Origin of the sequence: Cryobacterium sp. Sr8 (assembly GCF_004403225.1) — a bacterium.
In the GTDB taxonomy this organism is placed as follows: Bacteria; Actinomycetota; Actinomycetes; order Actinomycetales; family Microbacteriaceae; genus Cryobacterium; species Cryobacterium psychrotolerans.
In genome coordinates, this window is sequence record NZ_SOHO01000070.1 from 106,610 (window position 1) to 130,968 (window position 24,359).

At 65.8% G+C, this 24,359-nt stretch carries 21 protein-coding genes; 16 read left to right on the plus strand and 5 right to left on the minus strand.

The genetic code is table 11. From position 1 onward, the window contains the following. Nucleotides 1–92 precede the first annotated feature (92 nt). Together hpf and secA are read left to right on the plus strand one after the other, a co-directional pair. On the plus strand, nucleotides 93–776 hold the full coding sequence (gene hpf / locus E3T54_RS14965) for a ribosome hibernation-promoting factor, HPF/YfiA family (RefSeq protein WP_134476380.1): 684 nt from the start codon (nucleotides 93–95) through the stop codon (nucleotides 774–776). Between the two features lie 127 nt (nucleotides 777–903). Continuing rightward, the gene (secA, locus tag E3T54_RS14970) at nucleotides 904–3,693 is read left to right on the plus strand and encodes a preprotein translocase subunit SecA (RefSeq protein WP_134476381.1); all 2,790 of its coding nucleotides are present in this window, start codon (nucleotides 904–906) and stop codon (nucleotides 3,691–3,693) included. A 73-nt stretch (nucleotides 3,694–3,766) separates the two neighbouring features. Here the strand turns inward: secA and E3T54_RS14975 are convergent, their stop codons facing one another. After that, nucleotides 3,767–4,915 carry a helix-turn-helix domain-containing protein gene (locus tag E3T54_RS14975; RefSeq protein ID WP_134476382.1) on the minus strand — a complete coding sequence of 383 codons (1,149 nt, stop codon included), beginning with the start codon at nucleotides 4,913–4,915 and terminating at the stop codon, nucleotides 3,767–3,769. A gap of 152 nt (nucleotides 4,916–5,067) precedes the next feature. Between E3T54_RS14975 and E3T54_RS17450 the strand changes: the two genes are divergently transcribed. Genes E3T54_RS17450 through E3T54_RS14995 form a run of 4 tightly spaced genes read left to right on the plus strand, consistent with a single transcriptional unit; the run spans nucleotide 5,068 to nucleotide 10,221 of the window. Beyond that, complete coding sequence (locus E3T54_RS17450) at nucleotides 5,068–5,874, plus strand: SDR family oxidoreductase (RefSeq protein ID WP_166804937.1); 807 nt, start codon at nucleotides 5,068–5,070, stop codon at nucleotides 5,872–5,874. Continuing rightward, nucleotides 5,871–8,087: an SDR family NAD(P)-dependent oxidoreductase gene (locus tag E3T54_RS14985; protein WP_134476384.1), complete on the plus strand. Its 2,217-nt coding sequence runs from the start codon at nucleotides 5,871–5,873 to the stop codon at nucleotides 8,085–8,087. Before E3T54_RS17450 ends, E3T54_RS14985 begins: the two co-directional genes overlap by 4 nt. Next, nucleotides 8,084–9,517 carry an MFS transporter gene (locus tag E3T54_RS14990; RefSeq protein ID WP_241977252.1) on the plus strand — a complete coding sequence of 478 codons (1,434 nt, stop codon included), beginning with the start codon at nucleotides 8,084–8,086 and terminating at the stop codon, nucleotides 9,515–9,517. The genes E3T54_RS14985 and E3T54_RS14990 overlap by 4 nt, the downstream gene beginning before the upstream one ends. Then, nucleotides 9,517–10,221 (plus strand): TSUP family transporter, encoded by a 705-nt coding sequence (locus E3T54_RS14995; RefSeq protein ID WP_092323063.1) that lies wholly within the window; start codon nucleotides 9,517–9,519, stop codon nucleotides 10,219–10,221. The genes E3T54_RS14990 and E3T54_RS14995 overlap by 1 nt, the downstream gene beginning before the upstream one ends. 143 nt (nucleotides 10,222–10,364) lie before the next feature. Here the strand turns inward: E3T54_RS14995 and E3T54_RS15000 are convergent, their stop codons facing one another. Continuing rightward, nucleotides 10,365–10,574 (minus strand): Rv3235 family protein, encoded by a 210-nt coding sequence (locus E3T54_RS15000; RefSeq protein WP_134476385.1) that lies wholly within the window; start codon nucleotides 10,572–10,574, stop codon nucleotides 10,365–10,367. A 27-nt stretch (nucleotides 10,575–10,601) separates the two neighbouring features. On the opposite strand from E3T54_RS15000, the gene E3T54_RS15005 reads away from it, so the two are divergent. The 4 genes from E3T54_RS15005 to E3T54_RS15020 all read left to right on the plus strand — a co-directional run bounded on the left by E3T54_RS15005 (nucleotide 10,602) and on the right by E3T54_RS15020 (nucleotide 14,457). Next, nucleotides 10,602–12,068, plus strand: a complete 1,467-nt coding sequence (locus E3T54_RS15005; RefSeq protein ID WP_134476386.1) for a recombinase family protein — start codon at nucleotides 10,602–10,604, stop codon at nucleotides 12,066–12,068. 1,304 nt (nucleotides 12,069–13,372) lie between these two features. Next, entirely contained in the window at nucleotides 13,373–13,768 is a 396-nt protein-coding gene (locus tag E3T54_RS15010; protein WP_134476387.1) for a hypothetical protein, read from the plus strand. Nucleotide 13,769: 1 nt separating this feature from the next. Next, entirely contained in the window at nucleotides 13,770–14,030 is a 261-nt protein-coding gene (locus tag E3T54_RS15015; protein WP_134476388.1) for a hypothetical protein, read from the plus strand. Between the two features lie 4 nt (nucleotides 14,031–14,034). After that, entirely contained in the window at nucleotides 14,035–14,457 is a 423-nt protein-coding gene (locus E3T54_RS15020; protein ID WP_134476389.1) for a hypothetical protein, read from the plus strand. A gap of 489 nt (nucleotides 14,458–14,946) precedes the next feature. On the opposite strand, the gene E3T54_RS15025 is transcribed toward E3T54_RS15020, so the two are convergent. Further along, nucleotides 14,947–16,053, minus strand: a complete 1,107-nt coding sequence (locus E3T54_RS15025; protein WP_166804938.1) for an ATP-binding protein — start codon at nucleotides 16,051–16,053, stop codon at nucleotides 14,947–14,949. Nucleotides 16,054–16,389: 336 nt separating this feature from the next. Here E3T54_RS15025 and E3T54_RS15030 point away from each other — a divergent pair, with 336 nt between their 5' ends. The 3 genes from E3T54_RS15030 to E3T54_RS15040 all read left to right on the plus strand — a co-directional run bounded on the left by E3T54_RS15030 (nucleotide 16,390) and on the right by E3T54_RS15040 (nucleotide 20,606). Further along, a complete protein-coding gene (locus tag E3T54_RS15030) occupies nucleotides 16,390–16,962 on the plus strand; it encodes a recombinase family protein (RefSeq protein WP_134476391.1) in 573 nt (190 codons plus the stop codon). A gap of 28 nt (nucleotides 16,963–16,990) precedes the next feature. After that, complete coding sequence (locus E3T54_RS15035; RefSeq protein ID WP_134476392.1) at nucleotides 16,991–17,389, plus strand: hypothetical protein; 399 nt, start codon at nucleotides 16,991–16,993, stop codon at nucleotides 17,387–17,389. A gap of 154 nt (nucleotides 17,390–17,543) precedes the next feature. Further along, entirely contained in the window at nucleotides 17,544–20,606 is a 3,063-nt protein-coding gene (locus tag E3T54_RS15040) for an N-6 DNA methylase (protein ID WP_166804939.1), read from the plus strand. Between the two features lie 37 nt (nucleotides 20,607–20,643). On the opposite strand, the gene E3T54_RS17130 is transcribed toward E3T54_RS15040, so the two are convergent. Beyond that, nucleotides 20,644–20,904, minus strand: coding sequence for an Rv3235 family protein (locus E3T54_RS17130; protein ID WP_198414502.1), 261 nt, complete (start codon nucleotides 20,902–20,904; stop codon nucleotides 20,644–20,646). Between the two features lie 197 nt (nucleotides 20,905–21,101). On the opposite strand from E3T54_RS17130, the gene E3T54_RS16910 reads away from it, so the two are divergent. Further along, nucleotides 21,102–21,821: a hypothetical protein gene (locus E3T54_RS16910; RefSeq protein WP_166804940.1), complete on the plus strand. Its 720-nt coding sequence runs from the start codon at nucleotides 21,102–21,104 to the stop codon at nucleotides 21,819–21,821. 206 nt (nucleotides 21,822–22,027) lie between these two features. Here the strand turns inward: E3T54_RS16910 and E3T54_RS15060 are convergent, their stop codons facing one another. Continuing rightward, complete coding sequence (locus E3T54_RS15060) at nucleotides 22,028–22,315, minus strand: helix-turn-helix domain-containing protein (RefSeq protein WP_092323060.1); 288 nt, start codon at nucleotides 22,313–22,315, stop codon at nucleotides 22,028–22,030. A gap of 128 nt (nucleotides 22,316–22,443) precedes the next feature. Between E3T54_RS15060 and E3T54_RS15065 the strand changes: the two genes are divergently transcribed. Together E3T54_RS15065 and E3T54_RS15070 are read left to right on the plus strand one after the other, a co-directional pair. Further along, complete coding sequence (locus tag E3T54_RS15065) at nucleotides 22,444–23,115, plus strand: hypothetical protein (protein ID WP_092323058.1); 672 nt, start codon at nucleotides 22,444–22,446, stop codon at nucleotides 23,113–23,115. 2 nt (nucleotides 23,116–23,117) lie between these two features. Continuing rightward, on the plus strand, nucleotides 23,118–24,356 hold the full coding sequence (locus E3T54_RS15070) for a regulator (protein ID WP_134476395.1): 1,239 nt from the start codon (nucleotides 23,118–23,120) through the stop codon (nucleotides 24,354–24,356). The last annotated feature ends 3 nt before the right edge of the window (nucleotides 24,357–24,359 follow it).

The following is a 24,359-nucleotide window of genomic DNA, read 5'->3' on the forward strand; positions in this document are numbered from 1 at the left end:
GGTGACTTATCCCGCACACCGGGCTACGGTGTTGTTAACGGCGCGCAACGATCGCCCAGAATCAGGGCGGTCCGCCGGATCTGGAGGTCGTCATGGAAACTAATATCGTTGGACGTAACCTGGGCATCACAGATCGGTTCCGGCAATACGCCCTCGACAAGTCCGAGAAGATCGCGGCCCTCGCCGACAAGGCCCTCGCCCTCGAGATCAGGGTGAGCCGCCATCGCGAGAAGAACGAGCGCACCGGTGCCGCCGGCAAGGACCGCGTCGAACTGACCCTGATCGGCAAGGGGCCCATCGTGCGTGCCGAGGCCGACGGCTCCGACAAGTACGCGGCGTTCGACGTCGCCCTCGGCCGGCTCCTGGAGCGCGTCCGCCGGGCGAAGGACCGTAAGAAGGTGCACCGCGGCGGCGCCCACCGCCCCACCTCGCTGCAGGAGGCCACCGCCGGGGGCTTCAGCGTCGTCGACATCACCCCGGCGGATGTGGAAACCCTCGAACGCGTGCGCACGGGAGCGATCCCGATCGTCACCGAGGAACACCCGGCCGAGCCGGACGAAGAGGAGTACTGCCCGGTCGTGATCAGGCGCAAGGTCTTCGCCGCGGCGCCGATGACCGTGGACGACGCCCTCTACTTCATGGAGCTCGTCGGCCACGACTTCTACCTCTTCCAGGACGCGGAAACCAAGCGTCCGAGCGTCGTCTACCGGCGCAAGGGCTGGGACTACGGCGTCATCGAACTTGACGACAAAGCGGAAGAATTGCGCGAGGCGTAGGCCGCTGCCAGCCGACCCAGCCTGTGACCAACTAGCATTGCTATAGTTGCCGGCTGGGTCGGCGCTACGTGCGTCCGACCGGACGACAGGCGCGTCCGCGCGCCGTGACGACTAGTGGAGTGCATTCGTGGCCTCAATTCTGGAAAAGGTTCTTCGTGTAGGCGAGGGGCGCGTTCTGCGCCGCCTCGAGAACTATGCGAAGGCGATCAACGCGCTGGAAGAAGACTTCCGACACCTCACCGACGAGGAGCTGAAGAACGAGACCGTGCAGCTGCGCGAGCGGTACTCGAACGGCGAATCGCTGGACGACCTGCTGCCCGAGGCGTTCGCCGCCGTGCGCGAGGCATCCACCCGCACCCTGGGTATGCGCCACTTCGACGTGCAGCTGATGGGCGGGGCGGCCCTGCACCTCGGCAACATCGCGGAGATGAAGACCGGTGAGGGCAAGACCCTCGTCGCGACGACGGCCGCGTACCTCAACGCGATCACCAGCCGCGGCGTTCACGTCATCACCGTGAACGACTACCTCGCCAGCTACCAGAGCGAGCTCATGGGACGCGTCTTCCGTGCGCTCGGGATGACCACCGGCTGCATCCTCTCCGGCCAGACGCCCGAGCAGCGCCGCGACCAGTACCAGGCGGACATCACCTACGGCACGAACAACGAGTTCGGCTTCGACTACCTGCGCGACAACATGGCCTGGCAGGCCTCCGACATGGTCCAGCGCGGCCACTACTACGCGATCGTCGACGAGGTCGACTCGATCCTCATCGACGAGGCCCGCACCCCGCTGATCATCTCCGGCCCCGCCTCCGGCGAGGCCAACCGGTGGTTCACCGAGTTCGCCAGCCTCGCCAAGCGACTCGTTCCGAACGTCGACTTCGAGGTCGACGAGAAGAAGCGCACGGTCGGCGTGCTCGAACCCGGGATCGAAAAGGTCGAGGACTACCTCGGCATCGACAACCTGTACGAGTCGGCGAACACCCCGCTCATCTCCTTCCTGAACAATTCGATCAAGGCGAACGCCCTGTTCAAGAAGGACAAGGACTACGTCGTCATGAACGGCGAAGTGCTCATCGTCGACGAGCACACCGGGCGCATCCTGATGGGACGCCGGTACAACGAGGGCATCCACCAGGCGATCGAGGCCAAGGAGGGCGTCGCGGTCAAGGCCGAGAACCAGACCCTCGCGACCGTCACCCTGCAGAACTACTTCCGCCTTTACTCGAAGCTGTCCGGGATGACCGGTACGGCCGAGACCGAGGCCGCCGAGTTCATGAGCACGTACAAGCTCGGTGTCGTGCTCATCCCGACCAACAAGCCGATGACGCGGATCGACCAGGCCGACCTCGTCTACAAGAACGAAGAGGCCAAGTTCAGCCAGGTTGTCGAAGACATCCTCGAACGCCACGAGAAGGGCCAGCCGGTCCTGGTCGGTACGACGAGCGTCGAGAAGAGCGAGTACCTCTCCCGCCTGCTCGCCAGGAAGGGCGTGCGCCACGAGGTGCTCAACGCGAAGAACCACGCCCGTGAGGCCGCGATTGTCGCGCAGGCCGGCCGGCTCGGCTCGGTCACCGTCGCCACCAACATGGCCGGTCGAGGCACCGACGTGATGCTCGGCGGCAACGCCGAATTCCTCGCCGTCGCCGAGATGAACGCCAAGGGCCTCAGCCCGGTGGAAACCCCCGACGACTACGAAGCCGCGTGGGATGACGTGTTCGAGAACGTCAAGGTGAACGTGACCGAAGAAGCCGAGAAGGTCATCGCCGTCGGCGGTCTCTACGTGCTCGGCACCGAACGCCACGAATCGCGCCGGATCGACAACCAGCTGCGCGGTCGCAGCGGCCGCCAGGGCGACCCGGGCGAAAGCCGGTTCTACCTCTCGCTCACCGACGACCTGATGCGCCTGTTCAACGCCGGCGCCGCGGAGAGCCTGATGGGCCGGCAGGGTGTGCCGGACGACATGGCCATCGAGTCGAAGATCGTCAGCCGCGCCATCCGCAGCGCCCAGGCGCAGGTCGAGGGACGCAACGCCGAGATCCGCAAGAACGTGCTCAAGTACGACGACGTGCTGAACCGCCAGCGCGAGGCGATCTACAGCGACCGCCGCCACATCCTCGAGGGCGACGACCTGCACGAGCGCACCCAGAAGTTCCTCGAAGATGTCATCGACGAGGTGCTCGAGGTGCACACCGGCGAGGGCAACGGCGACGACTGGGACTTCGATGCCCTGTGGACCGAGCTGAAGACGCTCTACCCGGTCGGCCTGACGATCGACGAGGTCGTCGCCGAGGCCGGCAACAAGGGCAAGATCAACCGCGAGTTCATGCGCCGCGAAATCATCTCGGACGCGAAGCTCGCCTACCAGCGCCGCGAGGAATCCCTCGGCGCCCCGGCCATGCGTGAGCTCGAACGCCGCGTCGTGCTCTCGGTCATCGACCGTCGCTGGCGCGACCACCTCTACGAGATGGACTACCTCAAGGACGGCATCGGCCTGCGCGCCATGGCGCAGCGCGACCCGCTGGTGGAATACCAGCGCGAGGGCTTCGCCATGTTCCAGCAGATGATGGGCCAGATCCGCGAGGAAACCGTCGGCTTCCTGTTCAACCTCGAAGTCGAAGTCAGCCAGGCTCCGGGCTCCGTCGCCGGCCCCATCGTCGAAGCCAAGGGCCTGACGCCCAGCTCCACCGGCGAGGAAAAGCTCAGCTACACCGCCCCGAGCGATTCGGGCGGAGTCGAGGTGCGCAACCAGCGCGGCCAGATCCAGCAGGCGGCAACGGACCGCGCCCGCAAGGCCGCGGTAACCGACGAGGCGCCGGACGCCCCGGAAGAACCCGCCCAGCGCGGAGCCTTCGGCCAGCCGGCCACCCCGGTGAATCGCGCCGAGCGTCGCTCCCAGGGCGGAAAGAAGAAGTAGCCCGCCGACCCGGCCGCGGTCGTCGACGTCCCGGTGCAGATCGTGTCCGGGGTGCCGGCATCCGCGTGTCGGGTCAGAGCGCCAGCCACGTCGTGCACAGCCACCACGCGTCGGGGGCGCCGAACGCCGACGCGGGGTCGATTCCGGTGGCCTCCGCGAATCGCTGCAGGCGATTGCGCACCGTGTTGGGGTGCACGAACAGGTGTGCGGCCGCCGTCGTGACGTCTTGGCCGGCGTCGAGCCAGGCGACGACCGCCCGGGCGACGGGTCCCGCGCTGGTGCCGAGCTCCCGCCACGCGGGGGCGTAGTGGTCGGCGAGCATCGCGGCGATGTCGTGCCGGTCGCTCATGGCGGCCTGTGTGGCCACCTCGGCGACGTGCACGAGGCCCGGGCGCCCCATCGACTGGGCGGCGCCCAGCGCGGCGGACGCCAGGCGTCGCGCTGCCGCCAGCCCCTCGGGGTCGGTGGGTCCCGCGCATCCGCCCGCGGGTCCGAGCCTGTCGGCCCGGCCCGCGAAGCCGCCGCTCGGCTCTCCGCTGGTGACGGCCCAGAACCACCCGTCGACCCGGGCGGAAACGACCCGACCGGAAGCGCCCGGCCCGGAAACCGCCAGCTCACGTTGCCATTCCGCGGCGTCCTCGGCGTGGCCGACCACCACCCACAGCCCCCGGTCGACCGGCAGCCCGGCCTCGCTCGCCGCCAGCGCCGCGACGCCGCCGCCCTCGAACAGCCGACGCAGCATCGACGCGTCCAGGTCCTGGGCGGAGGGCGACGGCCCGGCCGACGCGGCGCGGTGCGCCACGATCAGCCGCGCCCGCACCGTCTCGGCCCAGTCGTCGTAGAGCTCCCTGACGTCGAACAAGAGCTCCGCGCTGACCCCGGACGGCCCGGCCAGTTCCCGCGCGCGGGCCCAGATGGTGCGCTCCGACACGTGCACCGCCCCGAGCACCGATTCGAGCGGCACCCCCTGCCGGGCCCGGGTGGCGGCGAAGTCCTCGACGAACGACAGTTCGGTTTCGCTGGGCCCGCGCCGGTCGGCGAGGGCCCGCGTCGCTGCGAAGATGAGCGCTCGGGTGTGGCCGACGATGTCGGCCGTCGTCAGGGCGGCGGACTCGCGCACCAGGGTGCGCACCGAAGCCACGACGCCGCGCAGCAGGTGCTCGTCGGCGGCGATCTGGTCGATCAGGGAGACGACGGGGGCCCACTCTGCGCTGGATCTCACCGGCACAGTCTTCCCGTGATTGTGTGCCAGCACAACCCGCGGCAGAAATTCGGTGAATCCGGCCACCGCGAGCCGGGCATCCGTCGTCTAGGTTGGATTCTGGCACAACGTTGTGCCCGGCTCGACGAGGTGCCGCGATGAGGGGGAGTCACATGCAGGGGGTCACCGTCATCACCGGCGCAGCCGGGGGGATCGGCCGCGCGATGATGCTGCGTTTCTCCGAGGCAGGCCACACGGTCGTCGGCCTCGACCTGCCGGGAGCCTGCCCGCCGGACGACCCCTCCTACCGGGTCTGCGACATCACCGATGAGGCCCAGGTGAACGCCGTCTTCGAGGGGATTGTCGCCCGGTACGGCCGCATCGACGTGCTCGTCAACAACGCCGGACTCTCCGCCGTCGGCGCCCTCCTCGACCATGACGTATCCGTCTACCGCCGCGTCATGGAGGTCAACTACATCGGGGCGCTGATCTGCACCAGGGCGGCACTGCCCGCCCTCACCCGCACCCGGGGCCGCATCGTCGTCACCAGCTCCGTCACCGGATTCGCCCCCACCGTCGGGCGCCCCGCCTACGTCGCCGCGAAGCACGCCGTCACCGGCCTGTTCACCGCACTGCGGTACGAGCTTGCCGCATCCGGGGTCACCGTCACCATGGTTCACCCCACCTTCGTGACCGGCGGAATGGGGCAGGCGTCCGGCATCGATCTGAGCGTGCGCACCACCACCGGGTCCGAGATCAGCCAGGACGACGTCGCCAGGGCCGCCGTGCGCGCCGTGCGCCGCCGCCGCGACCTCGTGCTGGTCGGCAGGACCGCGAAGCTCGCCTGGTGGGGCCACCGCATCTCGCCCCGCGGATTCGGGTATCTGATGAATCGGGCCCTGATGAATCGCGCGCCGAAGAACCGCACGCCGAAGAACCGCGCCGTGACGGACCGCACGCTGCACGGAGAGACATCATGACCGGTCCCACCCGCGTCGCCGTGATCGGAGCCGGCGCCGCCGGACTCGCCGCTACCAAGGCGCTGATCGATGCCGGGGTCGACGTCGTCACCTACGAGAAGGGCGACCGACCCGGCGGGCTCTGGGCCCGCGACAACAGCAGCGGGCTGTCACCCGCCTACGGCTCGCTCCACCTCAACACGAGCAAGGGCCGCACCGAATTCGCCGACTACCCCATGCCCGCGGACTGGCCCGACTACCCGTCCGCCGACCATGTCGCAGGCTACCTGGCCGACTACGCCACCGCGTTCGCTCTGACGCCGCACATCCGCTTCTCCACGGGGGTCACCTCCGTCGAACGTGAAGGCGACGGCGACGGCGAGCGCGGAGCCGAGCCCGCCGGAGCGGGCTGGATCGTCGGCGCTGACGACGGCAGCAGCGAACGCTACGACGCGGTCGTCGTGGCCAACGGGCACAACTGGGACCCGCGCTGGCCCAGCCCCGCCTACCTCGGCACGTTCACCGGCACCACGATGCACGCCCACGACTACCGCACCGCCGAGGTGTTCCGCGACAAACGGGTACTGGTGGTGGGCATGGGCAACTCCGCCATGGACATCACCGTCGACGCCTCCTACGTGTCGCGCGGCCCGGTGCTGCTGTCGTCCCGGCACGGCGTGCACATCGTGCCCAAATACATTTTCGGGCGACCCTCCGACAAGATGAACGGCATCCTCTCGGTGCTGCCCTGGCGTGCCAGGCAGACGATCGCCCAAACCCTGCTGCGGCTCGCCGTCGGCAGCCCGGAAGACTATGGCCTGCCGGCGCCGGCCGGCGGGTTGTTCCAGAACCACCCCACCATCAGCGACACCATCATGCACCGGCTCACCCACGGTGAGGTGGTGGCCAGGCCCGGCATCGCGCGCTTCGACGGCGACCGCGTTGAATTCACCGACGGCAGCACCGAGACGGTCGACGTGATCGTCTGGGCGACCGGGTACCGGGTGAACATCCCGTTCCTCACGTCGGCCTGGCTGGGGGAGGACGCCGAAGAACTTCCCCTCTACCAGCGCGTGTTCCACCTGCAGGACCCCAGCCTGAGCTTCATCGGACTCATCCAGTCCACCGGTGCGGCGCTGCCCGTTCTCGAGGTGCAGGCGAAACTCGTGGCCGCCCACCTGTCCGGCGGGTACGCCCTGCCCGGCGCAGAAGACCAGCAGAAAGCCGTGGCGAGACATCTCGCCTACTCCGCCGCCCGGTGGGGTGGCGACCGTCGGACCCGCATGCGCATCGACTTCGATGGCTACGTCGCCGCGCTGCCCAAAGAGATCGCCGCCGGGCGGGAACGCCTGCGCCGGGGCGCGAAACCATTCAGCATCGCACGAGGGAGTCACCGCATGAGCCTGCGAAACGCACACGGCCTCAGGGTCATCATCACCGGGGCATCCGGAACCTTCGGGCGGGCCTTCACCGCCCGGCTGCAGGCGCAGGGCGCCGTCGTCGTGGGGCTCGACATGAACGCCGACCCGGGCGCCGACATCCTGGCGTGTGACATCACCAGCGACGAGCAGGTGACAGATGCGGTGGCCCAGGCCATCCGGATGCTCGGCGGCCTCGACATCCTCATCAACAACGCGGGCATCGGCGGGCCGGCCCCGGCCGAGTTCGCCCCCGGCGCAGAGGTGCGCCGACAGCTCGAGGTGAACCTGCTGGGGACGTGGCGGGTGACGGCGGCCTGCGTGGACGCCCTCGTCGCCTCCCGCGGCCGCATCGTCATGCTCGCCTCCCGCATGGCGCTCCTGCAGCTGCCGCTCGCCGCCGCCTACGGGGCGTCGAAGCGGGCCCTCGTCGCGTACGCCGACGCCCTGCGGATGGAACTGGGCACCCACGTGGGCGTCACCTGCGTGTACCCGTCGTCGGTGCGCAGCCCCATCCACAGCTCGACTACGGCGGCCGGGCTCTCGCTCGAGGGCATGAGCCGGTACGAGCCGCTCGACGGCGTCGTCGATGCGGTGATGCGCGCCGCCCTGAGCCGTCGTCCGCGGCGGGACCTGCCCACCTCAGCGCGGGGTGCGCTGGAGTTCTTCCTGGCGCGCCATGTGCCGGCCCTCACGGACCGCATCGTCGCCCGCACCCTCGCCGGCCGTGCCGGTTCGGGGGCCTTCGCCGGCGCCCCGCTGGCCGCCGGCGTCGTCGCCCGCCACGAGGCCGTCGTCTCCGGGGCAGCCCGATGAGCAGGGCCACCGGCAGCGCCGTGCAGACCAGCGACGGAGCCCCCCGGGCATCCGGCGACGGCGCCCCCACGACATCCGGCGACGGCACCCCCACCCAGCGCGCCCGCATGAGTGACCTGCTCGCCTACTCGAGCGGGTCCCTCGGCATGGGTGTGTGGGTCACCGTCCCCGGCCTGCTGCTGCTCTACTTCATGACCCACGTGCTCGGCGTCACCCCGTTGCTGGCCGGACTCACCCTGCTGCTGCCGAAGATCCTGGACGCCGTCGTGCATCCGCTGCTGGGCACCATCAGCGACCGGCACGCCCGCCGTTCGGGGCACCGCCGCGGACTGCTGTGGTGGGGCCTGCTGCTGGCCGTCGCCATGACGGCCATGTTCAGTGTGCCGGCCGGGCTCACCGGTGGCGGCGCCGCGCTGTGGATCGCCGGCTGGTACATCGCCGGAAACATGCTCTTCGCCTGCTTCCAGGTGCCCTACCTGACCACGCCGTCCGACCTGAAGATCGGCTACCACGAACGCACCCGCGTGTTCATGTTCCGGCTGCTGCTGCTCACCATCGGCCTGCTCGGCGCCGGCGTCGCGGCCCCCGCGCTGGTGGCATCCGGGGCTCGCGGCGACTACTCGCAGATGGCGCTCATTCTCTCGGGGGTGATGGTAGTCACCGGGTTCGTCGGCATCGTGGGCGTGCGCCGGCTCACCGAGCACAGCGGTTTCCGTGCCCCGGATGATCGCGAGCACACCTTCCTCGGCGACCTGAAGATCGCGTGGCGCGACCGCAACTTCCGCCTGCTGGTGCTCTCCTACCTGTTCACGGGCACCACCACGCACCTGTTCCTCGCGGCGGTGCCGTTCTACACGCAGTACGTGTTCGGCGCCCCCGGACTCACCTCCCTGTTCATGGGGGCGTTCCTGGCCCCGGCGGTCGTCGCTGGGCCGATGTGGCTCGCCGTTTCGCGCCGGCTCGGCAAGCAGCGCGGGCTGCTGTTGTCGCAGCTGATCTTCATCGTCGGGTCCCTCGCGCTCGCCGCCGGCGGGACCCTCGGGGTCGCGGTCACCGCCGCCGTCATCGTGCTGCTCGGCACGTCGTTCGCCGGCCTGCAACTGTTCGCGTTCTCGATGCTGCCGGATGCGGTGGCGGTCGCCGAGCGCGGCGGTACGTCCCGCGCGGGCGCGTACACGGGCGTGTGGACGGCGACGGAGGCGACCGGCACGGCGATCGGCCCGTACCTGTACTCGGCGGTGCTCGCGATCGGCGGCTTTGTGTCGACGACCGCGGGGCACGATGTGGTGCAGTCGGGGTTCGCTCAGACGGCGCTGGTCGTCGGCATCACCGTGGTGCCCGCGGCGCTCATGGTCGGGGCGATCGCGTTCCAGGCGCGCTGCCGACTGGACCGGGACAGCATCCTGATGCGCCGGGACCCTGTCTCCTGATGGACCTGGTTGTCGCGCTCTCGCTGGGCGGCATTGCGGTGGGCGCGCTTGTTCAGGCGGCCACGGGCATGGGATTCTCGCTCGTGGCCGCGCCGTTGCTCATCCTGGCGCTCGGCCCGCGGGAGGGTGTCGGCGCGGCGGTGGTGCTTGCGGCGTTGTCGCCGGTGGTGCCGCTGATCCGTGACGGGCGCCACGCCCAGCCGGGCGCGGTGGCGCGACTGCTGATCCCCACCCTCCTGTGCACGCCGGTCATCGCGTGGGCGCTGCAGGGCATCGACACCCGCTGGCTGGCTTTGGGCGCGGGGGCAGGGGTGATTCTGGCGGTGGGGATCCTGGCCAGTGGGGTGCGCTGGGGGTGGCTGGGGCATCCGCTGGGGGCGGTGGCGACGGGGGCGACCAGTGCACTGCTGAACGTGGTCGGGGGAGTGGGTGGGCCGCCGATCGGAATCTACGCGGCGAATGCCGGCTGGTCGCCGGTGGCCACGCGGGCCAATATGCACAGCTTCTTCATCATCCAGAACGTTGTGACCGCGCTCATCCTCGGGGTGGTGCTGCCGGGGTTGTGGCAGCTCTCCGCGCTCGCCGCGGGCACCATCTGCGGGCTTCTCCTGTCCGGGCGGATGTCGGCTCGGGTGCTCCGCACCGTCGTGTTGGTGATCTCGCTCGTCGGCGGCGTGAGTCTGGTCGCCGGGGCGGTCTCCTAGGCGCGGTCGCGCACGATCTCACCCCGCAGGTCGACCAGTCTGCCGCTCAGCCCGGCTGCTCCCGGAGCGTGAATCGCCCTGCATCGGTCGACGACGGTATCCACCGCTCAGAGAACATTGCGGGCGCTGAGAACCGTGCTTGCTCAGAGAACATTGATGGCGCTGGCCCGCCATCGACGGTCGAGGCCCTCCAGCCGGAGGGCCACCGCGCGCACCCGCACCCGGCTGTGCACGATCACGACGGCCTCGACGACACCGTCGCGCGGCTCGGAAATGATGACCCGCCCGATCGTGATGGTCGGCCTCTGGGCTCGCTGCCCTTTTACCGCGCGCGCACGCGCTGAGAGCACCACGCGCTTGCAGATAATTAGAATGGGTATATGTTCGTGAATATGTACTCGAAGGTAGCCATTTACGCCCGTCAATCAGAGGACGAAGAGGAAGGTATCGCTCGGCAACTTGCCATTTGTCACCGCGAGGTCGAGCGCCGAGGCTGGACTGTTGCAGCTGAGTACACAGACAATCGGACCTCCGCCACCAAAAGCCGAGGTAAGAACACCCAGTGGGCCAGGATGTTGGCCGACATACAGGCGGGTCGGGTAGATGTCGTTGTAGCCGTTGATCTTGACCGCCTCCTTCGCAGCCTCCGGGACCTACTTGCCCTCCTCGAACTCAAGGTTCCCGTGGTCACTGTCAACGGCGAGATCGACCTAACGACCGCAGATGGCGAACTTCGCGCAACGATGCTCGCAGCTATCGCCCGCTTTGAGGTCAGACGGAAATCCGAGCGCCAGATTCGAGCAAATGCGAGCCGCATCGAGCAGGGCAAGCCAATTGCTGGTGGCCGACGCCGCTTCGGGTTTGAGCCGGGTTTTGTGAAGCTACGCGAGGCGGAGGCCGCGTGGGTGCTGACCATTTACCAGTCGATCGCGGACGGGAAGAGCCTTCGCAGTATTGCGCGCAGTATGAACGAGGCCGGTGTTCAGTGCGTGACGAAGGGGCTGTGGAACGCGCCGCGAGTGTACAAAATCGCTGTCAACCCCGCTTACCGAGGCTATGTCATACACAACGGACAGGCATCGCCGTCAACGTATGTGCCGGTCGTGGTGCCAGCCAAGCTCGCAGCGAGGGTAGACGAAATCATGTCCAATCCCGCCCGCCGCAAGAGTCCCGGCTCCGAGCGTTCCGCCCTGATGGGTGGCCTTGGTCTCTGCGGGACTTGCGGAGCTCCCCTGATCAGTGCCGGGACCAAGTACCGCGGTGAGGCGATAGCAACTTACGCGTGCAGTGCGGTCAAGGGACAGCAGACGCAGACCAAGGGCCACCCCTCAATTCGACGAGCCATTCTCGACAATCGGGTGCGCCGCGAGGTTGCAAAAGCGTTCTTCTTCGGGGCACGCGAGATGCAGAGGACGCCGAGCGTGACCGGCCTCGGCCGGATAGACGGAGAGCTAGGACGGCTGGCGCGAGACAAGGCGGACCTGCTCTCATCGGTTGGAAGCGACACCGGCGTCACAGTCGCTGACATTCGACCACAACTCACGGCAATAAAGCGGAAGTCCGACATTCTCACCAGCGAGCGCGAGAAGTTAGAAGCCGAGTCAGCTCACGCTCGAATGGCTGCTAATGTGCGCAGCGCCCTCATGAAGCCGCGGGTATCATTCGGGGACGTGAACGCAGATCTGGAACGCTACGGGGAGCAGTTCGACGCGCTCGACCTCGACACCAAGCGCGTGCTGATTGAGGACCTTCTTGAAGTCAAGGTTCAACCAGGCCGAGGTCCGTCGCGTGTCCATATCGAACACAAAGTCGCAACCAGCCTAAACGACGACCCCAGCAGCGAATAGATTGCCGCTGGACGGCGGCTGCCAGCGAGAACACCTATCCGGGGCCACCACGACCAGCTCCAGAACATTTTGTTTGACTTGCTGGGGGCTAAGGGGCTGAGTCAAGAAAGACCGCTCCGGAGTCATCCTGGGCACCTGTGGTTTCCCTGTGAATTGCGGACAAACGATGCTCACAGGTTTATGAACTGCCTCTGTCATCGGTAGAGAAGGTGCGGGGAATGTGCACCCGTACGAAGTCCGCGTTCTCGGACCGGTAGAAGGGCACGATCATGCAACCATTTCTTAACGCCACCCGCCATCGTGCGTTGACCGCAGATGTAGACCGGGCACGCATCTAATGGCCAGGACGGGCCGACCTCCTGAGTACCCACTTTGGACTAACGCCGATGGCGTGAGCTTCGCCTTGACCCTTCACCCACAGTTTCAGCTCGTGCGATCGATCCAGCGCAGGCCGTTTGTTCTCGGTGATGACTTGGAAATGAGCCTCAGAGTTCCGATAGCGGAGGACTGGCAGGGGAAGACGGGCGCCTACAACTTCATCTTGTGGCTTGAGACCAACCTGCCGCGACCCGCGGGTAAGCCGCGGCTGATTCTCCTCATGGACGAGGAGGGGTTCATTCCCGGCAACGTTCTGTGGGGAGAGCCGCGCAGTCTCTCGTTCAAGTCGCGGAAGCGGCTCGAGCGCAAGGAGGGGGGTCGCGGACTCCCAGAAAGTCAGCCCCGTATCCCAGAAAGTCCAACCTGGCTTGCTCATCGACTCGCCACTCAGGACGACTGCCTCTGCATGCCGCTCACCTACTGGCCTGAGTGCTCGTGCGAGATAGCAGTGACGGCCCGATACGCTACCTAGCGGTTCGTCAACAGATTCCGTCTCTTTTGCGGAGTTGGCGACGCGAAATGCCGATACCAACAGTGTCTTTCGCGGGGTACTCATGAAGAGAGAGAGGGAGTCTTTGTGAGGCGATCCGCAACCACGCCGTACCCCTCCGCGCCTACCGTAGGCGGCTCCGGCTAGTTCTCGCCGCAGGGTCGAAGCATAACGGACCCTACCGACGCTCCAACGCCTCCTGCCGCAACAGGCTCGCGAGGTTGGCGAGGCGAAGGGCCGATGTCGTGAGTATGACCAAGGAGCCGAGCTGATGCCCCGCGAGTGCGGATGGTGTTCTGCCTCCGAGCGGGCGCAGTGGGAATCCCGCGTCGCTCAAGGCGACCCAGTGTCGGTCGTAGTGGTTGACACGCCATATTCGGCCTCAGCCGCCAGGAGGCACCTCCGCCTCCACCTCCGGCCCTCCCTGATTGCAGAGATGCACGGAGCCCAGTCAGGTCCGCACCTCTCGGACTTTGCCGATCGTCTTCTCGACTTAGTGGCGCAGGCAGCCACAGTGCGGGCCTACGCCCAATCGACCGGCAACGGGCGTCTCCTGCTCCAGGCCATCCAGAACGAGCGCGAGACGCTGGCGCTGCTGATGACGCGCCTCGGAATCGACAGTGATGAAGCCGTCGAGCTGTTCCACGAAGCGAAGACGCTGACCAAGGCTGTTGCTGCCGCCGTGAGATCGGGCGAGCACCCAGCGCTCGCGGCGGCTCTCACGCAGCGTCTCACCGATGACGGACTCGACCATCTTGCCGCGTCGCTCCGCGAGCTGGCATCCGACAGCCTGACCGAACCAATCGCAGCACCCGACAGAGAGGAAATTTGAGATGCAGCGTTACGTGAATATCGAAGGCTCGAAGCAGCCGGAGGCTGTGGAGTACATCGCAGCGCCCCCGCAGAGCGGCACCGTTGGGCTGTCCCACAGCATCGATTCGCAGTCCATTGTCCTGGAGGTGACCGACGAGTTCCGGGAGTCGCTCAAGGAAACGGACGGGTCGAGCGCTTTGGACCTCATCGACAACCCTGGCGAGCAGATCCGCAAGTATGGTCGAGTTGTCCTCCGCCGCTTGTCCAACTCGGAGGCCTGAGGGCATGCCGAATTCAACTGGCCAGGTCGAGCGAATCCACTTCCTCGGGGCCATCACGATTCCCATCGATAGCTACCACAGCTCGGTAATGAGCTGGGGCGCAGAGATCGACGTGACCGACGAGGTGCGGGAACTGTCAGTGGACCGCAACGGCAACTCCTGGCTCGACCTCCTCGGCGATGATGAGGCTCAAGTCAGGCGCTACGGCGAAGTGTTCTTTCGCCCTGGTCCGTGGCCGGCTAACCTCCCGAGACTCCGGCCCGGAAGCGATGCGTGGAAGGACGCCCGAGAAGCAGCTCGGCAGGCAGCACACCGCCTCTCCTACGAGCCAGACCGGAAGGTCGCGCTCGCAGAAGTCGAGCGGGAATTCGGGCCCGCCTTGGCGACGAACCAGACCCTGGCCACGATTAGAGGCGACGGAGAATGAGTAACCGAAGTGCGGCGTACCGTTTCCGGGTCGAGCTTGCCCTCTGGCTTCAGATTCACGGTTTCACGAACGTTCGTGAGCGCTCCATGCTCCGGCAGCTGTCGGAACTGGTTCTCGACCCCGAGCATGGCGACCTGACGGGTTTTCCTGATTGGACCCTCACCGTCCGCAACGACGTAACTATGGATCTATCGGGAGCGGCGGACACTGCGAGAGACGCGGCCCTGAGTGCAGGTACGAGTCTCTGGGCATCGATCCAGTCGCGAAGGGGTCATTCACTCTCCGAGAGCTACGTCACCATGCCGCTCACTGTGTTCGCCCTGGTCCTGGCAGGCGGCGCACCTCCACAGATTCGCGCCTCTTTGCCGACCGGAAGTCTCCAGTCAGAGGTGTGATGAGCTTCGGTCGCGGCTCAGTCTGGCTTGACTCCGCGACCGAAGCTCAACACGATCTGCCCTTGGGTTCCAAAATCCGAGGGCAGATCGCGGCTTAGCGCGCTCCAGGCGTGCCCAGGCCGGTGGTATCCAGGTTCCCCATGAAGCGAACGAAAGATTTCATCATTGGATCTGTGAAAGTCGAAAGGTTCTGGATGACCTCGCCACTTATTACGCGGTCAACTCCTTGGAGGATGCGACCGTAGTCTTCTTCTTTCAAATCTCTGAGTGGTCCGCTCAGCGCTGTCGAAGGCACAGATTCGCCAAGTGCAACAGAGACGGCGTCGCGAATATCTTCCATCGTGGCGTAGTCGCTTTCGAGGGTCGCCATCGCGTGCAGTATCCGTTTGCGGTATCTCTTCTGGCCTTGTGTCTCAATCGCGCTGTAGTAGCGGCTGGACATGCGAGCCTCATGCTGGTCGAGATATCTCGACACAGCCTTGGAGATGTCGCTCTCCAAGACTTCGTCCCTCGACTCCTCAAGGGCGGACTCGGCAGAATCCAGACAGAGCTCCTGAACGATGGTTGGGGCCCCGACAGATGCCCGAACTAAGCGGTCGGCGAGTTCATCCGCAATTCTTAACTTGAGCTTTTCAAAGCCCTGGTCGACGATTGTCCGGGCCTCATCGGCCGTCATGACGCTCACCCTCGTCTCCTGGATGTACCGATTGATTCCTTCGTCAGAGGCTACGAGAAGCTTGGCATCCAGGCTGGTTCCGATGAGCACCAGGTTGAATCCCTCTGCTCCCGCTCGAGTGGCCTTAATGAAGTTCACCAGTTCAGTTCGGAAGGAGTCTGTTGCACGATGCATTTCGTCGATGACGAGCACGAGTTTGGCCTCGCTGAGGACTGAGATGACTGCGGTGTCCGTTGGTGAAGAAATGACCAACCGACGCCGTCGTTCGTCCGTCAGCGTTCCACCGGCCTCCGCCTTGACGAACCCGAAGTTGACGCCCGCGTTGGCATCGACGCTCTGCGCTGAACTGGATTCGACCTCGACGGAATAGTTCAGATGGTCAAGACACACCTCGAAGACCCGGGCCATTGTCAAGGCCTCTGCGCTGGAGATGAATACGAGTCGACCGTCTTCCTTCACGTCCTGGAAATAGCGGAGCACGAGGGTGGTCTTGCCGACACCAAACTCGCCGAAGACGACCGGCACCCAATGCCTTTGAACGCAACGTAAGAGTGCTCCTTCCGCTGCTGGTCGCGGTACGTAAATGTTGTTCTTCGCCAATGGGACTCGACCAGGAGTGAAGACCTCGTGAGCCTCGGGACGCTTGCTGTGCAGGAAGGACATATCCAGAAGATATCGGTGGAATGGTGAAAGGCGAAGTTGTGTCCTTTAGCTTGCTTTTGAGACGCCTTCGAGTGAGACAACCCCCGAGCCCTCCCGCTCCCCTCCGGTGTGTCATTAGGTGTTGCAAAAGGCTTCTCATCAGCCATTTACTTTTGCCGACTTAGTAGACGCTCGGCAATCACTGGTCTAAAATTAGACATGAGCAACCCACAAATACTCGGCTACGCCAGAGTCTCGACCGCGCAGCAAACAATCGACCAGCAGACCGACGCCCTTCGCGCAGACGGGGCAGAGCGCATCTTCTCCGACGTGATGAGCGGTGCGAAGACCGACCGCCCCGGGCTCCAAGCACTCCTCGACCACGCTCGCGAGGGTGACGTGATCACCGTCATCGCGCTCGACAGGCTCGGTCGATCCATGAGCCACGTCATTCAAACCATCGAGGAACTTCAGGCACGAGGGATTGTCCTTCGCAGTCTCCGAGAGGGCGTCGACTTCTCTACATCGATGGGCGCGATGATCGCTGGCATTTTCGCCAGCCTCGCCCAGTACGAGCGCGCCCTTATCGCGGAGAGAGCGACCGCAGCCAGGGAAGCAGCCAAGCTCCGTGGCAAGCAGACCGGGCGCCCACGCGCCCTCACCAACACCCAAATTGCACAAGCCCGCACGCTTCGGGCTTCAGGCCACGGACCAACCGAGATCGCCGCAACGCTCGGGTGCTCCCGGGCCACGGTGTACCGCTACCTCGAATCTGTCACTGCCACCGCGTAACTAGCCCCAGCCCAAAGGAGAAAAAGCAATGCCCGCATCTACGAAGCACATTCAGACCAACCTCAGCCGCATCGAGGCTGCTAAGCATCCCCAACTCGTCCAGATGGTGAAGGACAGTATGCGCGAGGTCAAAGCGCAACTCAAGGAATCGGGCGTCAAAGCCAACGAGATTCACTCCGTCGAGCGCTGGTCGGCAGCAACCTGGGCGCTCGTGGTTGCCAGAGCCGCGGAAGCTGGACTCGCAACCGAGCTACCCGGCACCCGTGGCCAGGAAGCACGCCGCGCTGCGAAGATCGCCAACGGGCAGCCGGTACGCCGCACCAAAGCACAGAAGATGGCCGACGACGCTGCCAGGACTGCCCAGCTCAGCGCGCCAGAGTCCGACGCGGACGAGGTAGCTGGCAACGAGGAAGAGGACGTCCACTAATTCGGCACTCGCGCTGTGGGGTCGCCCGAGCGAGACCATAAGGCGCGGAGTCTGCCGCCCGCTGCGGTCGCGATAGATTGCGCTGCCTATACCTCTTCGGAGGGCTGGGCTGTGCGGTACAACGATGCCTCGCGCCTCACCATATGCTGAGGAAATGACCCCGCTCCCTCTTGTCGCGCACATGCAGTCGTTCGCCCGTCGCACGAACACTCGGACGGAAGCTGACATTCACATGGGGATCGCGGCGTTTCTCACGATTGCCCCACTTGGGCTCAGTGAAAGCCACGTGGTTCGGCTCGAGGAACAGACTCAGGACGGAACACGCAGGCGGATCGACATCGGGTACGGGCGGCTTGTTATCGAGGTGAAACGAAGTCTCACCTCTCCGGCCGTTGTTGTTGCAGCGGAGAAGCAGCTCGGTGATTACATGGCCACTCTCCGCGAAAGGGACGGGCACGACTATGCCGGTGTGTTGACTGACGGAGTCCTCTGGATTCTTTACACGCAGGCACCAGATGGCCCCGTGCAGCTCGACACACATGCCGTTGATGTCGACGGAGACCAAGAAGCGCCTGAGCGATTGCGCCTCTGGCTCGAAACGATTCTCCTGACCGGCGACAAGATCAAGCCGACGCCTCACCTTATTGAGGAACGGCTCGGCACCGCCTCACCTCGTTTCAAACTTGACCGTGCCCGCCTAGGCGAAATCTATTCGGCACAGGCGTCGAGCCCGGACGTCGAACTCAAACGACACCTCTGGGCCCGGCTCTTACGCACTGCACTCGGAACGAACTTCGGGGACGACCCTGATCTCTTCATAGACCACACACTCCTTGTGCTTGAAGCCGAAATCATTGCCCACCTAGTTGTCGGGATTGATCCCTCGTCGTTGACCGCCCGCGAGATTGTCGCCGGGGACACTTTTCGACTCGCAGGCATTTTCAACGTCGTCGAGTCGGACTTCTTTGATTGGCCAGCAGAAACCGACGAGGGTATCGACTTCGTCCATTCATTAGTGAGGGAGCTGGCCCAGTTTGACTGGGACGAGGTTTCGCACGATGTTCTGAAAGTTCTATACGAAGCTGTGATCGACAAGCGTGTCCGCAAGAACCTCGGCGAGTACTACACCCCCGACTGGCTCGCGAAGCGCATGATTGACGAGGTCATCACCGATCCCCTGAACCAGAAAGTAATGGACCCGGCGTGCGGCTCGGGGACGTTCCTCTTCCACGCCATCAGGCGATTTCTCGTCGCGGCTGATGAGTCCGGCGTGGAGAACCGGGAAGCGCTGAACCGGCTTCAGGACCGAGTGTTTGGCATGGACATTCACCCAGTTTCTGCCGTACTGGCAAGGGTGACCTACCTTCTCGCAATAGGCCGGGAAAGGCTGGCAGATCGCGAAACGCTGACTATTCCCGTTTACCTGGGGGACTCCATGCAGTGGGGCCGCGTCGCCGACACGCTCGCGTCGGGAAACATAGCAATAGAAGTCGATTCGCCCGACCTTGCCACCGTCAATTCGGAGTCCCACGCAGCACTCTGGGACTCCGGCGAGAAGCTGACCTTTCCCATTGACTCGATAGACAATCCCGGTCACTTCGACCGCCTTATCAATGACTTGGCCGAGATAGCTCAGAAATACACTGACTCGGCAGCCGAAGTGCCGAGTATCGCAGCGGTACTTGATACGCATGGGATCGCTGACGCAAGGCAGCGCGACACACTCACCGAGACTTTCGCGATTCTCTGCAGCCTGAACGCCCGCGAGCGAGACCATATCTGGGGCTACTTCGTTCGGAATCAGATCCGCCCGCTGTGGTTTTCGTCGCCCGAGCGACGAGTCGACGTGCTGATCGGGAACCCGCCATGGGTTGCGTACCGGTTCATGACGGCATCGATGCAGGCTCAATACAAGGCCCTGGCTATAACTCGCAACCAGTGGCACGGAGGCCAGCTCACGCCCACTCAGGACCTGGTATCCCTTTTCATCGCTCGTACGGTGGAACAGTTCCTGCAACCGGACGGCACATTCGCCTTCGTAAGCCCGCTTGCGGTCCTGTCGCGCATGCAGTTCGAGGGGTTTCGAAAGGGCCGTTGGGCGCAGGAGCTCAGCGATGGAGTCGATAACGTCTCACAGAACGTCAACGTTCAGTTCCACACGTCCTGGGACTTGAAGGGGGTGAGACCGAATATATTCCCTGCTCATGCTGCCGTTCTCTTCGGCCGTCGATCTCATCAAGCAAGCGCTTTGCCCGCCGAGACGATCAACTTGTCGGGCCGGGTGAACGCGTTGATCGAAAGTGAGGGCTCGACTGAAGCGTTGTCGCAGACCACCGGATTCGTGTCGCCTTACGGCAAGCGCGCGCTCCAAGGGCCGACAGTCGTTCCTCACTTCATGTTCTTCGCGAAGGAGCTGCCGCCCACCGCCATCGGACGACCGCATGGCACGACTGAAGTGGTGAGCGCGAGGTCGACGCAGGAAAAGGTCCCCTGGAAGTCCCTTCCCTCACATAGCGGGCCTATTGAAAAGACCTTCGTCAAAAAGGTCCATTCGGGGTCGACAATTGTTGCATTCAGGGCGCTCGACCCGAGCATTGCGATATTTCCGGTGGACGGCAACACACTTCTCACTGAATCGCAGATGGCGAGTTATCCGCTCCTGCGGCAGCGCTGGGACGCTCTTGCTCAGGTCTGGGATGCCAATAAGGGAAAGAGCAAGTTGTCCTTGATGGAGCGCCTGAATTACCAGCAGACATTCCAGAAGCAATTGCCTGTACCCACGCACCGAGTCGTCTACACAACGTCCGGAACACGCCTCGTTGCGGCAGTCCTTGACGACCCGGCCACGCTGATCAACAACCGGCTTTACTGGATCGCGACGGATTCCCGAGCAGAGGCGGGGTATCTCGTGACGATTCTGAACTCGGAGCCTTTCGCGACAAAAGTTGGACGACTTCAAGGATTGGGCTTGTACGGGCCGCGCGACTTCCACACGCTTCCCTGGAGGTTGAACATTCCGATGTTTGACGACGGCGACAATGCTCATCGAGCACTGTCTGCATTGCATGAGGAAGCGCAGGTCGTCGCTTGCGACATCAATCTCGACGGTGCCGAGTCCACCCGCGCAAGAAAGCTCGTTCGCGATGCGCTCGCCTCTTCGGGGCTTCAGGCCCGAATCGATGCGGCAGTTGTCGAGGCCATCCCGTCGTTGAGCTGAGGTCTCGCGGACCTAACCTCATTAGTGCAGGTCGTCATCAGCGACATATACCCGACTTGTGTTTCTGGTTGAGCAGGTGCCGGTAGACGTCGTCGGTGACCCAGCGCGCGAGCTGGTCGAGTTCCCGGGCGCCGGCGAGCACCTCGATGACACAGCGCGTGAGGTTGATCACAAGCGGTTCCGGATCGGGGAGCTGGTTGCGCGGACTGGGCTGGTGCCCGAAGAAGTCTTCCGACTGGAACCCGCTGCGTTCCTCTTCGGCGCTCGAGTCTTCTTCGGGGGTGAGAGGGGTGCTCATGGCTCCTCCGATGTGCGTGATTCCGATGGCGCGTCGACGGGTGCTTGGCGTTCGGGTGGATCACGGGGCCGCCCCTGTTCGGGGGGGGGGGGGGCCCGTGGCAGAGACTCAATCAGGGGACGGGCGGCCCTGTCTAGCGCTTATAGGGCCTGTGGATAACACGAGCGAACCCCGGCTGGGCCGACTAGTTTCGGGGTGTGCGGTGGGACAACCTGTTCGACGACCTCGAGGGGCAGCTCGAGCATGAACTCCAGGCCGAAGAAATCGACCTCCGCGCGGAGGAGGAACGGCTGCGCCTCGGTCGGCTGTCCCTGCGCAGTCGGCTCGTCAGCCTGACCAGGGCGCCGGCCCCGGTGGGGGCGGGAATCCTGAGGGTTGCGCTGGTAACCGGTGAGACGATCACCATCCGACCGACCACCTTCGGCCGGGACTGGCTGGCCGCCGACCTCCTCTCCGCCGACCACTTGTCCGCCGACCGCAGCGCCGCCGACCACCGAAACGGCGGCCGCCGAGCCGACGGCCACAGCGCCGCCGACGACCGGGACGCCGACCGCAGCGCCGCCGACCACCGGAACGGCGGCCGTTTCGGAGCCCAGTGCGTCCTTCCCCTCGCGGCGATAGCGGGCGTGATCCTGCACCACGACCAGGTGGCCGTCTCCCTCGCCGCCGAGTCCGAATCGGCGGCCAGGGTCGTCGACCGTATCGGGCTGCCCTTCGTGCTGCGCGACCTCTGCCGGCGCCGGAAGAGTCTCCTGCTCCACACCCCGGCCGGCCTGATCACCGGCACGATCGACCGGGTCGGCCGCGACCACATCGATGTTGCCGTGCACGAGGCCGGAACCCTACGACGCGCCAATGAGGTTCAGCACTACCGAATCGTCCCGCTCGCCCAGATCCAGCTGGTGCAGCTGGACTGATGGCTGACGGCGGACGGGTCCCGGAGCCTCGTGTTTCCCGCCGCCGCAGGGGCGTCTCACAAGTTGACTTGCGGACAAAGTCCCTTCAATTTCGCAACGAAGGTTGTTTCTCCGCAAGTCAGTTACTCCGCACGTCAATTGGGAGTGCCGTGCGCGTGCGTCAGCTCGGCGGGTGCTGGGCAGGCGGGCGCTGGGCGCGTCTTGTCTCAGGTCTCCGGGCGGATGATCGTGCTTCCGGAGATTTCGGGGATGTTCGCGAAGTCGGACTGCTGCCAGAGCGACATCCGCCGGGCTTCCTCGTAGCGCGCTTCGATATAGGACTCGAGTACGATCCGCTCGATCCGCCAGGCGCCGCGGGCGCCGATTTTGATGGCGGGAAGCTCACCGCCGCGAACGAGTTCGAGCGCCTCGGCGGCCGGGATGTTGAGGATCTCGGCCGTGTCGGCGAGGGTCAGGAATCGGCCTACGGAGTTGGAGGACACGGAATCCGTCATGCGTCGATTATCCGTCCTCGGCCCCGGCGCGGGGGCTGCCGGGCTGCGGCTGTGGATAACTTCCGCGCCCGGGCCGCCGGGGGACGACGATAGTGGGTCAGGGCTTTCACGGGCAGCGAGGTGGGCGGATGGCACGCACGGCGGCGAAAACACAGGACACCCCCACCCGAGGCACCCGGGCGCCTGGTTCCCGGCGCCGATTCAGATTCGATCCGCGGTTCGCGATCGGCGTGGCGCTCGTGGCGGCCTCCGTCGGGGGTGTGTCCGCGATCGTCACGAATGCGGACCGCACCACCGCCGTCTACACGGCCAGGGTCGCGCTGGCGGTCGGCGACCACATCGACGGATCCGACCTGCTGACGACCCAGGTCAGGCTCGGCTCCGCCGGCGACCTGTACGTCACGCCGGGCGGACTGCCGCCCGACGGGATGATTGTCACGCGCACCATCGCCGCAGGCGAACTGGTACCCGCCTCCGCCGTGGGCACGAGGGCCGGGCAGTCGGTGACGAACATCGTCGTCGAGCTCAGCGGCAAGCCGGCCGCTGCGATCGGGCCGGGATCGGTCGTGGATGTCTGGTCATCCCGGCAGACCGACCGCGGCGTCTTCGGCCCCCCGGCCGTGCTCGTCGGGCAGGCGGCGATTGTGCGACTCATCGAACCGGTCGGCTTCATGGCCTCCGACGGCGGGATGTCGGTGGAGATCCTCGTGCCCAAATCGAAGATCGCCGCCGTGCTCGAGTCCGTCGCCAACGGAGACGCGGTCGCCATCGTGCCGGTCAACACGGCGCTGGGGGAGTAGCCGTGGCCACGCTCGCGCTCGCCCTCGACCGGGACACCGAAGACCGGCTCCTGGCCGACATCGTGGAGTACGGGCACTCCATCGTCGCCCGGGTCGGCACCGCACGGGACCTCCTGGTCGCGCTGGACGTGCGCCCGCCGGAGGCCGTGGTGGTCGGTGCCGGCCGGGCGACGCTCACCGCTGAGCTGATCGCGGCGTGCGACGGGCGCGGCATCCGGTTGATCGCGCTCGCGGCATCCGACCTCGACCGGCGCCACGCGGCCTCGCTCGGCCTCTACGAGGTGGTGGATGCGGGAGCGGACTGGAGCGAGGTCGAGACCCTGCTCGTCGCCGGGATCGTCGTGCCGTTGCGGATCGGCGGCCGGGCGGGCGCCGGCGGCGCCCTGAGTGCAGGCTCGGTCATCGCCGTCTGGGGTCCCGCCGGGGCGCCGGGGCGCACGACCCTGGCGATCAATATCGCCGCCGAGATCGCGGCCGCCGGGCACACCGTCGTGCTGGCCGACGTCGACACCTACAGCGGGTCGGTCGCGCCGAGCCTGGGCATGCTCGACGAGGCCCCCGGGTTCGCTGCCGGATGCCGGCTGGCCGGGACGGACAGCCTCACCCAGTCCGAGCTCGAGCGGATCGCGCAACGGTACAACTCGCCGCAGGGCGCGTTCTGGGTGCTCACCGGCATCGGACGGCCCTCCCGCTGGCCCGAACTGTCTTCCGAGCGTGTGTCTCGCACGATCGACGCGCTGCGCCAGTGGGTGGACTACGTCGTGCTCGACACCGGCTTCAACCTGGAGAGCGACGAGGAAATCTCCAGCGACCTGTTCGCTCCCAGGCGCAACGCCGCGACGCTGACGGCGCTCCGGTCAGCCGACCGGGTTGTGGCCTGCGGCCTCGCCGACCCGGTCGGGATGGCCAGGTTCCTGCGCGCCTGGGTCGAACTGGCGGACCTGCTCACGACCGACCGGGTGAGCGTGGTGATGAACCGGGTGCGCGCGAGCGCGGTCGGGCTGGACCCCGCCGGCCAGGTCACCCAGGCGCTTCTGCGCTTCGGCGGCATCGAGTCGCCGATCCTCGTGCCGCACGACCAACAGGGGGTGGATGCGGCCGTGCTGACCGGGCGCACGCTCCGCGATGCCGCGCCGAAGTCACCGGCTCGGGCGAGCATCCGTCGTTTCGTGTGCACGGAGCTGCTGCCCGTCCCGGAACCCCGCGCCGGGTTCCGGTGGCGGAAGCTGATCCCCGGCTGACAC

Excerpts from the sequence above, each read along its gene's own strand:
- E3T54_RS15040 (WP_166804939.1), top strand. The coding sequence starts at position 17,544 with ATGACCCCGCTCCCTCTTGTCGCGCACATGCAGTCGTTCGCCCGTCGC.
- E3T54_RS15030 (WP_134476391.1), top strand. The coding sequence starts at position 16,390 with ATGAGCAACCCACAAATACTCGGCTACGCCAGAGTCTCGACCGCGCAG.
- E3T54_RS14990 (WP_241977252.1), top strand. The coding sequence starts at position 8,084 with ATGAGCAGGGCCACCGGCAGCGCCGTGCAGACCAGCGACGGAGCCCCC.
- E3T54_RS15015 (WP_134476388.1), top strand. The coding sequence starts at position 13,770 with ATGCAGCGTTACGTGAATATCGAAGGCTCGAAGCAGCCGGAGGCTGTG.
- E3T54_RS15010 (WP_134476387.1), top strand. The coding sequence starts at position 13,373 with ATGCACGGAGCCCAGTCAGGTCCGCACCTCTCGGACTTTGCCGATCGT.
- E3T54_RS15060 (WP_092323060.1), bottom strand. The coding sequence starts at position 22,315 with ATGACGGATTCCGTGTCCTCCAACTCCGTAGGCCGATTCCTGACCCTC.
- E3T54_RS14985 (WP_134476384.1), top strand. The coding sequence starts at position 5,871 with ATGACCGGTCCCACCCGCGTCGCCGTGATCGGAGCCGGCGCCGCCGGA.
- E3T54_RS15065 (WP_092323058.1), top strand. The coding sequence starts at position 22,444 with ATGGCACGCACGGCGGCGAAAACACAGGACACCCCCACCCGAGGCACC.
- E3T54_RS17130 (WP_198414502.1), bottom strand. The coding sequence starts at position 20,904 with ATGAGCACCCCTCTCACCCCCGAAGAAGACTCGAGCGCCGAAGAGGAA.
- E3T54_RS17450 (WP_166804937.1), top strand. The coding sequence starts at position 5,068 with ATGCAGGGGGTCACCGTCATCACCGGCGCAGCCGGGGGGATCGGCCGC.
- E3T54_RS15035 (WP_134476392.1), top strand. The coding sequence starts at position 16,991 with ATGCCCGCATCTACGAAGCACATTCAGACCAACCTCAGCCGCATCGAG.
- E3T54_RS15005 (WP_134476386.1), top strand. The coding sequence starts at position 10,602 with ATGTTCGTGAATATGTACTCGAAGGTAGCCATTTACGCCCGTCAATCA.
- hpf (WP_134476380.1), top strand. The coding sequence starts at position 93 with ATGGAAACTAATATCGTTGGACGTAACCTGGGCATCACAGATCGGTTC.
- E3T54_RS14995 (WP_092323063.1), top strand. The coding sequence starts at position 9,517 with ATGGACCTGGTTGTCGCGCTCTCGCTGGGCGGCATTGCGGTGGGCGCG.
- E3T54_RS15020 (WP_134476389.1), top strand. The coding sequence starts at position 14,035 with ATGCCGAATTCAACTGGCCAGGTCGAGCGAATCCACTTCCTCGGGGCC.